The 14,059-nt window shown below is 51.6% G+C and carries 15 protein-coding genes and 1 tRNA gene; 12 read left to right on the plus strand and 4 right to left on the minus strand.

What is annotated here, in order from left to right; genetic code table 11:
• Positions 1–56 precede the first annotated feature (56 nt).
• The 6 genes from HCZ99_RS17775 (at position 57) to HCZ99_RS17800 (ending at position 4,376) form a co-directional block, all read left to right on the plus strand.
• A complete protein-coding gene (locus HCZ99_RS17775; RefSeq protein ID WP_167448347.1) occupies positions 57–392 on the plus strand; it encodes a ferredoxin family 2Fe-2S iron-sulfur cluster binding protein in 336 nt (111 codons plus the stop codon).
• 59 nt (positions 393–451) lie between these two features.
• Positions 452–649, plus strand: a complete 198-nt coding sequence (gene iscX, locus HCZ99_RS17780; RefSeq protein ID WP_167448348.1) for a Fe-S cluster assembly protein IscX — start codon at positions 452–454, stop codon at positions 647–649.
• Positions 650–832: 183 nt separating this feature from the next.
• Positions 833–1,531: a thiaminase II gene (gene tenA / locus HCZ99_RS17785; RefSeq protein WP_167448349.1), complete on the plus strand. Its 699-nt coding sequence runs from the start codon at positions 833–835 to the stop codon at positions 1,529–1,531.
• 112 nt (positions 1,532–1,643) lie between these two features.
• Complete coding sequence (gene mnmA, locus HCZ99_RS17790; protein ID WP_167448350.1) at positions 1,644–2,789, plus strand: tRNA 2-thiouridine(34) synthase MnmA; 1,146 nt, start codon at positions 1,644–1,646, stop codon at positions 2,787–2,789.
• 189 nt (positions 2,790–2,978) lie between these two features.
• A tRNA-Met gene (locus tag HCZ99_RS17795) sits at positions 2,979–3,055 on the plus strand.
• Positions 3,056–3,377: 322 nt separating this feature from the next.
• Positions 3,378–4,376: a hypothetical protein gene (locus HCZ99_RS17800; RefSeq protein ID WP_167448351.1), complete on the plus strand. Its 999-nt coding sequence runs from the start codon at positions 3,378–3,380 to the stop codon at positions 4,374–4,376.
• 29 nt (positions 4,377–4,405) lie between these two features.
• Here the strand turns inward: HCZ99_RS17800 and HCZ99_RS17805 are convergent, their stop codons facing one another.
• The 3 genes from HCZ99_RS17805 to HCZ99_RS17815 form a co-directional block, all read right to left on the minus strand.
• Positions 4,406–5,449, minus strand: coding sequence for a DMT family transporter (locus HCZ99_RS17805; protein ID WP_368484279.1), 1,044 nt, complete (start codon positions 5,447–5,449; stop codon positions 4,406–4,408).
• Positions 5,450–5,680: 231 nt separating this feature from the next.
• Complete coding sequence (locus tag HCZ99_RS17810; protein ID WP_167448352.1) at positions 5,681–6,589, minus strand: DMT family transporter; 909 nt, start codon at positions 6,587–6,589, stop codon at positions 5,681–5,683.
• Between the two features lie 294 nt (positions 6,590–6,883).
• Positions 6,884–7,783 (minus strand): LysR substrate-binding domain-containing protein, encoded by a 900-nt coding sequence (locus HCZ99_RS17815; RefSeq protein ID WP_167448353.1) that lies wholly within the window; start codon positions 7,781–7,783, stop codon positions 6,884–6,886.
• A 161-nt stretch (positions 7,784–7,944) separates the two neighbouring features.
• Here HCZ99_RS17815 and HCZ99_RS17820 point away from each other — a divergent pair, with 161 nt between their 5' ends.
• The 6 genes from HCZ99_RS17820 (at position 7,945) to HCZ99_RS17845 (ending at position 13,358) form a co-directional block, all read left to right on the plus strand.
• The gene (locus tag HCZ99_RS17820) at positions 7,945–8,289 is read left to right on the plus strand and encodes a hypothetical protein (protein ID WP_167448354.1); all 345 of its coding nucleotides are present in this window, start codon (positions 7,945–7,947) and stop codon (positions 8,287–8,289) included.
• 205 nt (positions 8,290–8,494) lie between these two features.
• Positions 8,495–9,391, plus strand: a complete 897-nt coding sequence (locus tag HCZ99_RS17825) for an AraC family transcriptional regulator (protein WP_254869716.1) — start codon at positions 8,495–8,497, stop codon at positions 9,389–9,391.
• 395 nt (positions 9,392–9,786) lie between these two features.
• Positions 9,787–10,767, plus strand: coding sequence for a C4-dicarboxylate TRAP transporter substrate-binding protein (locus HCZ99_RS17830; RefSeq protein WP_167448356.1), 981 nt, complete (start codon positions 9,787–9,789; stop codon positions 10,765–10,767).
• An 87-nt stretch (positions 10,768–10,854) separates the two neighbouring features.
• Entirely contained in the window at positions 10,855–11,307 is a 453-nt protein-coding gene (locus HCZ99_RS17835; RefSeq protein WP_167448357.1) for a TRAP transporter small permease, read from the plus strand.
• The gene (locus tag HCZ99_RS17840; protein ID WP_167448358.1) at positions 11,307–12,587 is read left to right on the plus strand and encodes a TRAP transporter large permease; all 1,281 of its coding nucleotides are present in this window, start codon (positions 11,307–11,309) and stop codon (positions 12,585–12,587) included. Before HCZ99_RS17835 ends, HCZ99_RS17840 begins: the two co-directional genes overlap by 1 nt.
• A gap of 54 nt (positions 12,588–12,641) precedes the next feature.
• Complete coding sequence (locus HCZ99_RS17845; RefSeq protein WP_167448359.1) at positions 12,642–13,358, plus strand: GntR family transcriptional regulator; 717 nt, start codon at positions 12,642–12,644, stop codon at positions 13,356–13,358.
• Positions 13,359–13,397: 39 nt separating this feature from the next.
• On the opposite strand, the gene HCZ99_RS17850 is transcribed toward HCZ99_RS17845, so the two are convergent.
• Positions 13,398–14,027, minus strand: coding sequence for a TetR/AcrR family transcriptional regulator (locus tag HCZ99_RS17850; protein ID WP_167448360.1), 630 nt, complete (start codon positions 14,025–14,027; stop codon positions 13,398–13,400).
• Between the last annotated feature and the right edge of the window lie 32 nt (positions 14,028–14,059).

Below are 14,059 nucleotides of genomic sequence, written 5' to 3' on the forward strand. Positions count from 1 at the left end.
TGATTGGGTGTTAAACAGAGATCGAACAAAAAGTATTACCGAGGAGAAAGGCACAGATGCCTAAGATCGTTTTTGTTGAGCCAGATGGCACCGAAAAAGAATTCGAAGTTGCCGACGGCCTGTCCGTTCTGGAAGCCGCGCATAAAAACGGCATCGACCTTGAAGGTGCCTGCGAAGGTTCGCTTGCGTGCTCGACCTGTCACGTCGTTCTGGACGAAGATTGGTTTGATAAACTTGATGAGCCGTCCGAAGATGAAGAAGACATGCTTGACCTTGCTTTCGGCCTGACCGAAACCTCGCGTCTTGGCTGTCAGATCATCATGAGCGACGAGCTTGATGGCCTGCGCGTTAAGCTGCCGTCAGCGACCCGAAATATGATGGTCGACAAGTAAGTTTGACCTTCTTTTGACCGAAGGCCTATTTCGGCGTTCGGGCACCAAAGGAGACTGATATGCGTTGGACAGATATTCAGGACATCGCGATCGAGCTTGAAGAAGCGCATCCTGAAAAGGATAACCTTAATCTGCGCTATACCGACCTGCATAAGTGGGTTTGCGAGCTTGACGGTTTTGAAGACGATCCCGAGAAATCGAACGAGAAAATTCTCGAAGCCATCCAAATGGCCTGGATCGACGAACGCGAAGATTGAGAACGTCTGTGCATGTGGACTCCCGCCTTCGCGGGAGTGACGGCATATATCACGTGTCATTCCCGCGCATGCGGGAATCCATTGCTGCATAGTTCCATATCGTTAAGGCCAGCCCGGATAAAGTCCGTCGGCTGGCCTTTGCATATCCAAAAGATTGTTATCCTCGATCAGGGCAGGGCGATCATGACCAAAACCTTCACCGACATCATTCCCGCAGACAGCCTGTTTGGCAAATTGCGCGCCAAGGCACCGGATGCATGGCAAAGCTATGTCTGCCATGATTTCATCAAACAGCTTGGCAATGGCACACTGCCCGAAGCATCGTTTAAACATTACCTTATTCAGGATTACCTGTTCCTGATCCAGTTTGCGCGGGCCTATGCGTTGGCGGTTTATAAGGCCGAAGACTTGATGGCGATGCGCCAGTTTTCTGCGACCGTGCATGCGATCCTTGATATGGAAATGAGCCTGCATCTTGAATTTTGCCAAAACTGGGGCCTGTCCGAAGCAGACATCATCTCAGAGCCCGAAGCACGCGCCTGTGTGACCTATACGCGCTATGTGCTGGATCAGGGCATGCAGGGCGATGTCGTGGACCTGCAGGTGGCTCTGATGCCCTGTATGGTGGGCTATGCCGAAATCGCAAACCGTCTGATGGCAAGTTCTGATACAGTGCTGGAAGGCAATCCGTATCGGGCCTGGATTGAAATGTACGCATCCGAAGAATTTCAGGATGTCGCAAAGGCCGAAATTGATCTGCTGGAACATACGGCCGCCAAACGCGGTGGTAATGCCCGGATCGAAGGATTGACCCAGACATTCGCCACGGCAAGCCGCCTGGAAGCTGATTTTTGGCAAATGGGACTTGATCTGGCAAAATAGGGTGAAATCCCCTATATGACTGCGAACCGAATTTTGCGGGTGGTTTGAAGACCACCCCGTTTTTATTAACCTCTTGTCGCTGCGGCCTTGACCCGCGGATGGGTGAGAAAAAATGAACTCTCTTGGCTTTGATAAAGCCCCGGAAGATACCCGCGTGGTTGTTGCCATGTCGGGCGGGGTCGATAGTTCCGCCGTTGCGGCCCTTCTGAAATCAGAAGGCTACGACGTGGTTGGTATCACGCTTCAGCTTTATGATATGGGGGCCAATGCCCCGACCCGTGCGAAATCCTGTTGTGCCGGGCGCGATATTTACGATGCGCGTAAGGTGGCTGAGGATATCAACATTCCCTATTACGTGCTCGATTACGAATCACGCTTCCGCGAAGAAGTGATCGATGATTTTGCTGACAGCTACATGCGCGGTGAAACCCCGATCCCATGCGTTAAATGCAATCAGACGGTCAAATTCCGCGATTTGCTCGAAACCTCGCACGATCTTGGGGCGGATTGCATGGCCACGGGCCATTATGTGCAGCGTAAACTAGGTGCCAATGGCCGGGCGGAACTGCACCGTGCTGCTGATCCCAATCGCGATCAAAGCTATTTCTTGTTTACCACCAAACAGGAACAGCTCGATTTCCTGCGCTTCCCGTTGGGCCATCTGATGAGCAAGGCCGAAACACGCGCCCTTGCCGCCAAATTCGGCTTGGAAGTTGCCGACAAGCCCGACAGCCAGGACATTTGCTTTGTCCCGGATGGCAAATATGCCCGTTTGGTTGAACGCCTGCGCCCCGAGGCCGGTGAACCCGGCCAGATTGTTGATGTTGATGGCAATGTCATGGGCGATCACCGTGGCCTGATCCACTACACCGTCGGGCAGCGTCGCGGCCTGAATATCGGTGGCACAGCAGAACCGCTTTATGTGGTTAAACTGGTGCCCGAAAAACGTCAGGTCGTTGTAGGGCCAAAGGCCGCCTTGGCCAAGAAACTGGTCTATGTCAAAGACCTTAACTGGCTTGATGGCGATCAGATTGATGAAAACGGCGTTGAAGTCGAAGTCAAACTGCGTTCGGCGATGCAACCAACCACGGCCACCGTGTACCCAGAAGCAACCGGCGAAGCCCGGATTGAGCTTCATGATGCTCAGTTTGGCATCGCACCGGGGCAGGCGGGTGTGTTCTATCAGGGCGAACGCGTTCTTGGTGGCGGCTGGATCACCCGCGAAGAAATGATGGCCGGTACGGCAAGTGCCGCCTGATCCAGAACGGATCGGGAATAGATCATCATTCGATCAATGATTACGTGGGCGAGGGCGGATGTTCCTCGCCCATTGGTTTTGTAGATATCTTTTTTGACAAAAACGTCAAAAAGGCGCTTGACGAGGAGCCATCCCTGACTTAAAAACCGCCTCGTTCCAAACATTACGGAACACCACAGAACATCATGTGGCCGAGTAGCTCAGCTGGTTAGAGCAGCGGAATCATAATCCGCGTGTCGGGGGTTCAAGTCCCTCCTCGGCTACCAATTAAATAAGCCCTGCACCTGTCGGTGTAGGGCTTATTTCATTTGTACCCGTAGGATCGGGCTTGCCTCCGTGGGTTCGCGAGAAAGCGACGAAGGTAGCTTTCGAGAGACGGTGCCGAAACGTGCAACGGTCCGCAGGGCAAAGCCAAAGGATAAAAAGCAGCCCAGAGGCTGGTTTTTACAATTCGCATGCGTCATCATTCTCAAAGAATAATTCATATCTGATCTTTGCTAATCTTACGTGTTCTTCGTGGTTTGGTTGTGGAGCATAGACCATTTGCCTTCGGTTCGACTTAGTTGAATAAGGGGTAGGGGAAAAGTAATGAAATGGCTTGAAGACGGCCAAAAGTTTGCAGTCATTGGTTTGGATTTGGCACAGGAAGATGACTGTCAGGTTCATTGTTTCGGCTCTGAATTATTAGCTCTGGGGCCAGAAGAATTTGAAATGGATGAGCTATGGAGACAATGGATCGGCTCCATCAGAACGGAAGATATCCAAGAATTCGGTCTACTGCTGGTCGCAAAAAAGTCGAGTGAAACCCCAAAAGTTATGGATGCTGAGAACCAAGAGTTGCTCTCAATAGTTGGTAACTGGATGATGGGGCTGACGCTGGCTCGTAGCTATTGGACCTACAGAAGCGGTTACCAAGCGACGGGAAGCAAAGTTAATGGACAACTAGACGTGCGTACATTTGGAGAAATTGCGTCACCAGCTCGAGCAATAGTTGTTGATGACCAACCCATAACTACTAACCAACTCAAAACAGCAGCATCAATTGGTGAAAACCTTGGGAAATTTGTTCGAGCTTGGAAAAATGAAGACTGCCGACTTCGACGCTGCTTGGCCATCTACCAATCAGCCCGAAATAGTAACGACATACTAGACAGAATTCATCAGTTTGTTCGGTGCGTAGAGGGTCTGATTCTGCCTGAGCAAGGTCAAACTAAACAGCGTTTCAAGGGAAAAACAGAGCTTTTCATCGGTCCAAAACACCACTCTTTGATGGATAAACTTTACACTGTAAGAAGTGCGGTGGAGCATATGAATGATCACACCTTATTAGGCGCAGCGGACCGCGAAAGTCGTTTGGAAATTGCGAAACTAGAATCTTCAATTGAGTATATTGCTCGGACGGCCTTGAGTAGAATTATTCTATCTCCTCAATTGGCAGAGTATTTCAGTGACATCGAGACTTTAGAAAAATTTTGGGCTTTAGACTTGGGGGATAGAAAAGAGCTATGGGGAGAGGTGGTTAATCCTTCAGATGCATTTGCTTACTTTGATTTTGATCGCGTAACGAACAATGATCTTGGGCTCTAGCTGCTATCTTTGCCGAAAAAGGGACAGACTTATTTATTTCCGTGTACGTTTACTTGCCCCACTAGCCGCCCATCAATCACCGCCAACCCAATCCCAATAATCCCAATACCTACGATGTGTTGTGCCAAAAGCATTTCGCCGAGAAATCCCACCCCCAGCAAAATCGCACTGACCGGAATCAGGAAGGTAACAAGCAAAAGGTTGCTGGCCCCCGCCCGTTTAAGGATCGCGAAATACAGGATATAGGCCAATGCGGTGCTGAGGGCTGCAATGCCGAGCACAGCCCAAATGGTTGCAGTTGTGGGGACGGGCAGGCGCCACGGGGTATCAACCATCATGGCCAAGGGCAGCAGCATCAGGCTTGATGCACTTGTCATGCCTGCCGCCGTCATAATCGGCGGTGTGTTGCGAAAACGCCGTCCATACACCCCGGCACAGCCATAGGATATCGCCGCAAGAAGAACAGCACAGGGGGCCAAGGTCGATAGCAGGTCTGAGGCATTTGATGTTTCTATGTGTGGCATGCCGATAACGACAAGCACCCCGACAAAGCCGATCAAAACACCAATCACCTTACGCAGATTAAGCTTTTCCGTATCCGTCGCGACGTGGGCGATCAGCAGGGTGAAAAGCGGTGTCGTGGCATTTAGGATTGCGGCCAAACCGCTGCTGATGTGCGTTTGGCCCCAGACAATTAATGAAAACGGCACAAGGTTATTGAGCGCCCCCATCACGGCAATTGCGCCCCAGAATTTAGGGGCGCTGGGGATTGGGATATGCCGCAATAAGACGACCCACCAAAGGATCATGGTCGCAATCACAACCCGGCACAGCACAAGCGTAAATGGCGGCAAATCAACCAACGCAATCGCGGTAAAGAAAAACGATCCACCCCACAGGATTGAAAGCGTAATCAGCATCAACCAGCTTTTGCCGTCCATGATAGGGCTATTGGCATGGGCATCCTTTGGATGGGGCGGCTGAGATGACGGTGATGGCCGCTGTCCACGCGGTTTGTCCTTGGCATAGTCATCAAGTTCCGAGCAGCGCGTCTTGACATCATAGGGCATCATCTGTTGGCTCCATCCACCGAAGAATGCGTTGGCAATGGAGCTAGCCTAGGCGCAAAGCATTTTGCCTGCTCGCCAGTTTCGGACGTCAATGTTTGGACGGAGGGCGCCTTGGAGGAGGGATGGTGCAGGGTAGGTGAATAGACACTGCACCTTCCTGACCACATATGAAAAAGGCGCTGCCACATAATGTCATTTGCGGCGACGCCTTTGTATTGTCTGAGAATAAAACGGTTAGCTTGCGGGGTGCGATTTAATCCTCATACCAATGAATTTTGGCAGTTTGGCAAAAATGGTAATGTTGCCAAGAAAGATCATGGCAAGGCCAGAGGCGCCAATCGCCGTCCAGTTATATCCCTCAAGGAAGGTCGACACAGTAAGGGCCACCACCGGAAACAGGACGGTGACATAAGCCGCCCGCCCGGCGCCAACCCGGTTGACCAGCGCCAGATAGGCCAGAAACGCCACCACTGATCCCGGAATGGCCAGATAGATCAGGCCACCGATATAAAGCGGTTCTGTTGGCATCACCGGTGTTTGGCCGCGCAACAGCGCAAAGAGTAACAATAACACCGTGCCATAGACCATGCCGCGCGCCACGGCGTCGCGATTGGGAATGCCCATCGCATGCAGCTTGACCGATACCATGTTGCCGCAGCTAAATACCGCTGTGCCGCCAAGGGCGAACAACATACCGGTAATCGCGTGGGGATTATGCGATAGGGCATAAATCTGATTGGCAAACAAACAGCCAATTCCGCCCAGCCCAAACAGCGCACCAAAGACAAAGCGCAATCCGGGGCGATTGCCATAAAACGCCCAATTGCCAAGGGCATTAAAGATGGTTGAAGTGGTGAAGATCACCGCAACAATGCCGCTGGCGATATAGGCGGTGGCGGAATACATCAGGATAAAGTTGATGCCAAAAAGCCCGCAGCCAAGCAGCACGCACCATGGATGCGCCCGCCACGGGACGGAGCGCCATTTACGACTGATCAGCAAAAAGCCACACAGCACCATTGCGGCCAAGGCAAAGCGATAAAAGATCGAAATTTCAACTGGGATCGACCCGATCTGAAGCTTGATCGCATACCAGGTGAATCCCCAGCAGGCGGTGACGATGGCAAAAAGAAGAACGGTCATATGTGGGGCTTTCTTCGCAAGCGGCGTGAGGCCGTCGGCTGATGGCGACGCGACGGGGGACGCAACGACGACGTAATGTGGGGCCGGCTAGGGCGGTCTTTGGCTTTCCGGGCGCGACGGGGTGTTCGGTTTATTAGCTGGTAAGACAAGCTGCCCGTTACAGGACAACTTGTCTTAGTTGTGCATCGGACATATGGGCGATATCCGATAGGCTCAGTAAAGTCCGAAATCCCGCAGGTTGGCTTTCACATTCTTGCGCTTAACAGCATTCCACCATGGTGTTTGATCACAGCCTTAGGCAAACACGCGCATGCCGCGTTCCGATATTTTGCGAAAGCCCGCGACGACATGCTCGGCCAGGGCGTCTTCAACCGCCCCGCAGCCATCACGTTTGGCAAGGGTCATGCGATATTCCCCGAGTTCTGGCAGCCCATGGCGCGATCCAAGATGCACCAGATCATCTGAAATGACGCTGAGCGGAAGGGGCGCAATCGCAAGGTCGGCACGTACAGCAGCAATCTGTGCCTGGCAAAACTCGCTGGTATAGGCAATTCGATATTTCAGGCCGGCGTTATCAAGTGCTTTTAGGGCCATCGCACGCCAATAACAGCCCGGTTCGGCCATGGATACCGGGATGGGCTGTTTATCAAGGGCGGTTCCATGCCGCGCGCCTAGCCATACCAAGGGTTCTGAATGGATCGGCGGTTGGGAATCAAGTTCCGGGTCGAAGCTGAAAATGGCGATGTCAATTTCGCCCGCCGCGATGCGTTCCCGCAGGTTTTTGGTTGGGCCAAGATGCACGTCGACATCAACATGCGGATGGCTGTCGGCAAAGCGTCGCAGGATTTCAGGGACGGCAATAATGCCCGTGTCATTGGGCACGCCAAGCCGCACTGTGCCGGAAAATGCCGGGGCGTGAAAATGCGACATCGCTTCGTCATTGAGTTTTAGCAGCCGACGCGCATAGCCCAAAAGAACTTCGCCGTCTTCGGTCAACGTGACCTTACGCGTTTCGCGTTTAAACAGCGCACGCCCCACCATGCCTTCAAGCTTTTTGACCTGCAGGCTGATTGCCGATGCGCTGCGATGGACCTTTTCTGCAGCGCGCGAAAAATTGCCAGTTTCGCAGATCGCAACAAAGGTCCGCGCAAGATCAAGATCAAGGTTGTAAATCATGGCAGAGGTCGAGTTCATCGCAAGCCTCGTTATGTTCAGATGTGCTGGATTTTGCAGGGCACGGTAGGTGCCAAAAGCACTTTATCTATGAGTTTTTCTAATCACGAAGGTTAAATCTTCTCGTTTGTCTAATCAATGAGAAAAGATCATCGTTAGAAAAACAACGATTGGAGAATCTCATGTCTGTATCTTTCATTGCCTATGAAAACAATCAACGTGGCAAGGTAAACGATGCGTCATCAAAGGCGGGTGTGACGTTAACCTCGGCAAAGTGCAAAAGCGTTGCCAAGCGTTTGCTGAGTGCCTTTAGCGCGTGGCGCGAAGAACGAAAAATGCATAAGTCTTTACGGAAAACGCAGGCGCTTGATGCGAAAATACGTCGCGATATTTCCCGCATGTCGGCGGCGGAGCTGTCCGAACATATGCAAGGTAAAAACGGTGCCGCCTCGGGCCGGGGTATGGCGACGGAGGATGTTTTGGCTGGGCCGGTATTGGCTTGGCCCGCACCAAACAAACGTGATTAAGGTGGCGGGTTAAGCCGACATCAGATTGATGTGCACGCGGTTCTAAGCTGCCCTGTTTTCATATTCTTGCGCAAAACAGGGCAGTCTTGCGCGCAGGGGACTATGCAATATCGATGACCAGTGCGATGATTGGGCCCTGTTACATCAGGAACAACAAATGAGTCACCCACAGGCTGCAAAGGTGTCTGGGCAGGATCTTCGATCAATGAAGTTTCAGCCCAACGGACGCTACCAGAAATCTGAGGTCTTCAATCAGTTGATTGGGGATGCAAATTTGCTGCGTGCAGGGGATTTCGGCGACAGCATTTCCGCCGCCCATTGGCGACGCGAAGCCGACGTTTTGACCCGTTATACTGAACCCGATCACCACACGATCAGTTTGTATGTCAATGGTGGCACGGGCATTCAACGCAAAACCGGGGCGGATCCCCTGACCGGGGGTGGGCCAGGGCGTTGTTGCCTGATGCCTGCACACATGACGTCTGATTGGGTTGTGCAGGGCAAGGTGGAGCTATTCCACCTTTATATCCCACACACATCGTGGGAACGCGCGGTGGTTGAGGCCTTTGACATTGAACCAAACGCGGTTGAAGTGCCGGAAAAGACGTTCTTTCTTGATCCTTTGATCGAACAAACTGTACGTCACGCCATGCTGCCCCTTGATTGGGATATTCCCGCTGACCGTATGGCGATGTCCCATGCCGGGCAACTTTTGATGGGGCACGTGTTGCGCAGCTATTCCACGCGGCGTGATTTGGACTTTAAGGTGCGCGGTGGATTGTCGCCAGTGATAAGGCGCCGGGTATTTGACTATGTCGATGCCAATCTGGATGCGGCCCTGACAATCGAAGAATTGGCGACGGTATCGGGTTTGTCGCCCTATCACTTTGCCCGAATGTTTCGAAAATCCGTTGGCGAAGCGCCGCATAAATATGTCCTGCGGCGTCGGATCGAACAGGCGATGAATATGTTGCGCGCCGATCCAGCATCCTTGGCCGAAATCGCGGTCGCGACCGGCTTTTCCAGTCAGGCACATTTATCGACCCGGTTCCGCGCCATCACTGGTGTGACCCCGGCAACCTATCGTAAGCTATCCCAATAATTTGACCGAGTCCCTGTGAGGGCCGGAAATGGCGAGTGCTTTCGGCTTATTAACCGGCGCTGTTTATGGGCGCGGTAACCGATAGTCGTGATCTAAATGGGGTCTATTTGCCCATGTTTTCAGCCACACCATCCCCAATTAAATTTGAAAATTAAGCGCGTCATTCTAATGACGCAGCGATGCGCATTTACGCTGATTTTTAAGCGTTAATGTCATGAAGTTCGCGCCTTGGTTGATGATGTGTGTTGCGATGCGAAATGGCTATTTCGTTATACCATTTTGATTTGTTTGAATTTTTAAGCTTGATAAAACAATTGACAAGGTTGTTTTAAAATATCAAGCTAACTGAAATATCAATTAAGAAAAAACATCTAAATCCAACGGGAGGATTTCTAATGAAGCGGAATATCAAGACACTTGGACTCTGTGCGGTGATGCTTGGCATTGGTGCGCTTACCATGCCAGCCAATGCTGCAACCAACCTGCGTATCGGTACGGTTTTGTCGCCGAATGATCCGATGGGGCAGGGGCTTGAAAAGTTCAAAACGGATGTTGAAAAAGCCACCAACGGCGAAGTCACCATCGATGTTTTCCATAATTCCCAACTTGGTGACACCACCGAAATGATCGATCAGGCGCGCGCCGGTGCGGCCGTTGGTACGGTCACAGATGTGGCACGTCTTTCAAGTTTTGTGCCGTCGCTTGCGATTATGTCGGCACCGTTCCTGTTTGATACCTATGAACAGGCCGATAAATTTGCGCTTTCGGATGAATATATTGCGTGGGGTGAAGAGCTTCGCGAAAAATCCGGCCTCGTGATGATTGCATCAAATTGGTATCAGGGCGCACGTCATGCCCTTACCCAGAAGCCGATTTCAACACCAGCCGATCTGTCAGGCGTACGTATGCGGACAATCGGTGCGCCGGTCTGGATCGAAACCATCCGCGCGATGGGTGCCGAGCCGACCCCAATTGCCTGGGGCGAAGTATATAGCGCGCTTCAGCTTGGTACGATTGACGGTGCCGAAGCCCAGCCAACTGCCATCTGGAACGCCAAACTTTACGAAGTAATCAAAAACGTTACCAAAACCGGTCATATCCAATTGGTAACAGCGCTTGTTGTTGGCGCCGATGCTTGGGACGAAATTTCCCCGGAAAATCAGAAAATCGTTCGTGACCTTGCGGTGGAAGATGGTCGTTATGCATCGAAGCTGACCATTGAGCTTGGTGAAAAAGCACTGGAAGACGTTGCTGCAAGCGGTGTTGAAGTCAGCGAAGTTGATCTTGCGCCGTTCAAAGAAGCGGTCAAGCCGGTTTACAAACAGCTTGATCTCGAAGCTGAAGCGGAAATCGTCAACAAAGTCCTCGGACGTTAATTTCCAAGACCGACGTACGTGCCTTCTTAAAGTGCGTTGCTTCGATCCGGGGCAACGCACTTAAAACTTCAAGATGGAATAGAATACATGCTCAAGCGAATTGAGTTGGCCTGTGGCGGGATTCTACTTGTCGCCGTGGTCATTCTTGTTGCGGTGGCATCCGTTGCCCGGGCGATGGGATCGCCGATTATCTGGTCGGTCGAAATGGCGCAGTTGATCTTTGCCTGGCTGTGCATGCTGGCCGCTGACATTGCCATGCAACAAGACAGACATTTCGGCCTAGAGGTCATTCAAGACAGCCTGTCCACGCGTGCGAGTGCATGGCTTGAGCTGTTTAACATCGTTGTGATCATCGGGTTTTTGGCGTTCTTGCTCTATTACGCCTGGGGCAACATGATTTTGATGCATCCGCGCTTGGTCGGGTCGGCACAGATCCATGCGTCTTACATTCATGCCTCCATGGTTGTCGGCATCCTTTTGATGATGCGCACCATGATTTCCCAGCTTATCCGGCGTTTGCGAAATAAGGGGGGCTTGTAATGCTTATTTTGATCGCAGTTCTGTTTACAGTTTTCCTAATCCTTGGAATGCCGGTTGCCTTTTCGTTGGCACTTGCATCCATTCCCGTCTTTGTCGTTAGTGGCGCGATGCCGCCAACGGTCGTGATCCAGAAAATGGTCACTGCGACCCAAAGCTTCCCGCTTTTGGCGGTGCCGTTCTTTATTCTTGCCGGTAACCTGATGAATGTCACCGGCATTACCCAGCGTTTGATCAAATTTGCCACATTGCTAACCGGCTGGATGGCCGGTGGTTTGGCCCAGGTTTCCATCGTGCTGAGTTTCATGATGGGCGGTATTTCCGGATCGGCCGTTGCGGATGCATCAATGGAAGCACGCTTGCTCGGCCCCAGCATGATCAAGCAAGGATATTCCAAGGCAACAACGGCGGCCATTCTGGCGTTTGGGTCGGTCATTACCGCGACCATTCCGCCAAGCATCGGTTTGATCCTGTTTGGCTTTGTCAACGAAGTCTCGATCGGGCGCTTGTTCCTTGCGGGTGTTTTGCCCGGTATTTTCCTGACCATCGTTTTAATGATTACGTCATGGTTGGTGGCTCATAAAAAGGGTTATAAGCCCGACCTTCCCAAAGTCCCCAGCGGCAAAGAGCTTTTTTCAAGTTTTACCGAAAGCATCTGGGCACTGGCGTTTCCGGTAATTTTGATCGTCGGGTTCCGGTTTGGTCTGTTTACCGCGACCGAAGCCGGTGCATTCCTTGTGTTTTATGCGCTGTGTGTTGGGTTCTTTGTTTACCGCGAACTTGATTTCAAAAGGCTGTGCGACGCCGTCTCAAGTTCGATTTCCGATTTGGGAATGGTGATGTTGCTGATCATCATGGCCGCTGTTCTTGGCTATGCCATGACCATCGAACGTGCCCCGCAGCAAATTACAGAATTTGTCACGACATTGACGGAAAACCCGACGCTGATTTTGATGCTGGTGGTGGCCGTGTTGGTGATCAGTGGCATGTTCCTCGAAGGGGCAGCGAACATCCTTTTGGTAACACCGATTGTGATGCCTGTTTTGGTCAGTGCGGGCTATGACCCGGTTCATATGGGCATCTTGATTGTCACATTGATCAATTTTGGTGGGTTAACACCGCCGGTCGGCGTGATCATGTTTACGGTGTGTGGGATTTTGGATGTGAAGACAGGGGCTTATAGCCGTGCTTCCATCCCGTTTTTCATCGCAATGATATTATTCTTTGTTTTGATGGCCGCGATCCCAAGCTTGACGTTGATCTTGCCCAACACATTGATGTAATCGGTGACCTAGGAAATTCAGGCATCAAAAGATTGCCAAGGAGATAGATCGAACATGAAGACTTCTATGGGCGGGTTGATTGCCGTGCAAGGGACTGGGATTAAAACCAATGCCCATGTTCCTGCCTCTGCCCTGGTATATGAAGAAATCAGACGACAGATTGTTTCCTTGGCCCTTTTGCCTGAAACAACGCTTGTACGTGCGGAGCTGGCTGACAGTTTCAGTGTCAGCCAGTCCCCCGTCCGCGAAGCCATCATGCGCCTTGAACAGGACGGATTGGTGGTGTCTTATCCGCAGTCGCGAACGGTCGTGACAAAGATTGATGTTGCGCGCATTCGCGAAGAACATTTCTTGCGCGTTGCTGCCGAATGCGAAGCGGTTCGCCAATTGGCTGAAACCAAGGATTCAGCAGCCGTGATCAAGGCCAAGGGTATTGTCAAAATGCAAGAAGCACTGGTTGGCGATATCGAACAGATTGATCTGTTCAAGCAGCTTGATGAAAGCTTCCACGCTGCCCTTTTTGATGGGGTAAATCAGTCCAACCTGCATTTGCAGATTACAGCACGCAGTGGGCATCTCGAACGGGTGAGAAGCCTGGATTTACCACGCGCAGGCAAAATGTTTTCGGTTTTAGAAGGCCACAAGGCAGTTATTGATGCCATCCAAGCTGGCGATGGCTATGGCGCGACCACCCAAATGCGAAAGCACCTTTCTGGGACGATGGAACGCTTGCCCCAGATCATCGAAGAAAACAAAGAACTGTTTTCCTAACCGTTCATTTCCCAGAAGTTTTGCCCAGACCGATAACGTTTATTCCGGTGTTGTTTGGTGTCGGGCCAAAAACCGGTCGATTTCCCTTTTTGCGGGGGGCTGGCCGGTGAAAACCTCAACATATTCGGGAATGCGTTTAAGCCGCGTTTCTAGGTCTTCTTGTGTCTGCATCGAAATATAGCCGATCTGAACAAGGTAGATCGTGCGTGCACGGACATCTGCCTGCTGTTCTGAATGGCCGAACTTCACAAACATGCGCGATAGGGCCGAAAGACGTTCGTGATCTGCATTCTGGATTTCTTGTAAGATTTCCGGGGATTGCAGCGCCCAGCTTCGGACCGCAAATTCGAACTGCGAATCAAAAAGATCGTCATTCAGCCAACAATCCGTGACGTTTAGCATCGCTTCGGTCACTGTTTCGGCATAGGCGGTGGTTTGTTTGATGACATTCCCGGTGTTCTTTTCGCGCCACAGCGAAATCAGGGCATCAAGCAGCGCCTGACGATCCTTGAAAAACCAATAAAAGCTTGTCCGCGATAGATTAAGCTTTTTGGCAAGAAGCTGAATTTTGACGCTCTCAACGCCGGTTTCAAGCAGGGCGTCATACGCCGCCGTCAGCCAGACATCCGCGGAGCCACGCCAGCCGCCGCTGTTCATTTGTTGTTCCATGAAAAGGCATTTACCAAATTAACGAGAAAGCG

It is taken from the genome of Thalassospira lucentensis, from assembly GCF_011806425.1.
GTDB lineage: Bacteria > Pseudomonadota > Alphaproteobacteria > Rhodospirillales > Thalassospiraceae > Thalassospira > Thalassospira lucentensis_B.

What these genes read in the sequence shown, in the direction of transcription:
- HCZ99_RS17810 (WP_167448352.1), bottom strand. Translation starts at nt 6,589, where the DNA reads ATGACCGTTCTTCTTTTTGCCATCGTCACCGCCTGCTGGGGATTCACC.
- HCZ99_RS17850 (WP_167448360.1), bottom strand. Translation starts at nt 14,027, where the DNA reads ATGGAACAACAAATGAACAGCGGCGGCTGGCGTGGCTCCGCGGATGTC.
- tenA (WP_167448349.1), top strand. Translation starts at nt 833, where the DNA reads ATGACCAAAACCTTCACCGACATCATTCCCGCAGACAGCCTGTTTGGC.
- HCZ99_RS17840 (WP_167448358.1), top strand. Translation starts at nt 11,307, where the DNA reads ATGCTTATTTTGATCGCAGTTCTGTTTACAGTTTTCCTAATCCTTGGA.
- iscX (WP_167448348.1), top strand. Translation starts at nt 452, where the DNA reads ATGCGTTGGACAGATATTCAGGACATCGCGATCGAGCTTGAAGAAGCG.
- HCZ99_RS17835 (WP_167448357.1), top strand. Translation starts at nt 10,855, where the DNA reads ATGCTCAAGCGAATTGAGTTGGCCTGTGGCGGGATTCTACTTGTCGCC.
- HCZ99_RS17800 (WP_167448351.1), top strand. Translation starts at nt 3,378, where the DNA reads ATGAAATGGCTTGAAGACGGCCAAAAGTTTGCAGTCATTGGTTTGGAT.
- HCZ99_RS17775 (WP_167448347.1), top strand. Translation starts at nt 57, where the DNA reads ATGCCTAAGATCGTTTTTGTTGAGCCAGATGGCACCGAAAAAGAATTC.
- HCZ99_RS17820 (WP_167448354.1), top strand. Translation starts at nt 7,945, where the DNA reads ATGTCTGTATCTTTCATTGCCTATGAAAACAATCAACGTGGCAAGGTA.
- HCZ99_RS17830 (WP_167448356.1), top strand. Translation starts at nt 9,787, where the DNA reads ATGAAGCGGAATATCAAGACACTTGGACTCTGTGCGGTGATGCTTGGC.
- HCZ99_RS17815 (WP_167448353.1), bottom strand. Translation starts at nt 7,783, where the DNA reads ATGAACTCGACCTCTGCCATGATTTACAACCTTGATCTTGATCTTGCG.
- mnmA (WP_167448350.1), top strand. Translation starts at nt 1,644, where the DNA reads ATGAACTCTCTTGGCTTTGATAAAGCCCCGGAAGATACCCGCGTGGTT.
- HCZ99_RS17845 (WP_167448359.1), top strand. Translation starts at nt 12,642, where the DNA reads ATGAAGACTTCTATGGGCGGGTTGATTGCCGTGCAAGGGACTGGGATT.
- HCZ99_RS17805 (WP_368484279.1), bottom strand. Translation starts at nt 5,449, where the DNA reads ATGATGCCCTATGATGTCAAGACGCGCTGCTCGGAACTTGATGACTAT.
- HCZ99_RS17825 (WP_254869716.1), top strand. Translation starts at nt 8,495, where the DNA reads ATGAAGTTTCAGCCCAACGGACGCTACCAGAAATCTGAGGTCTTCAAT.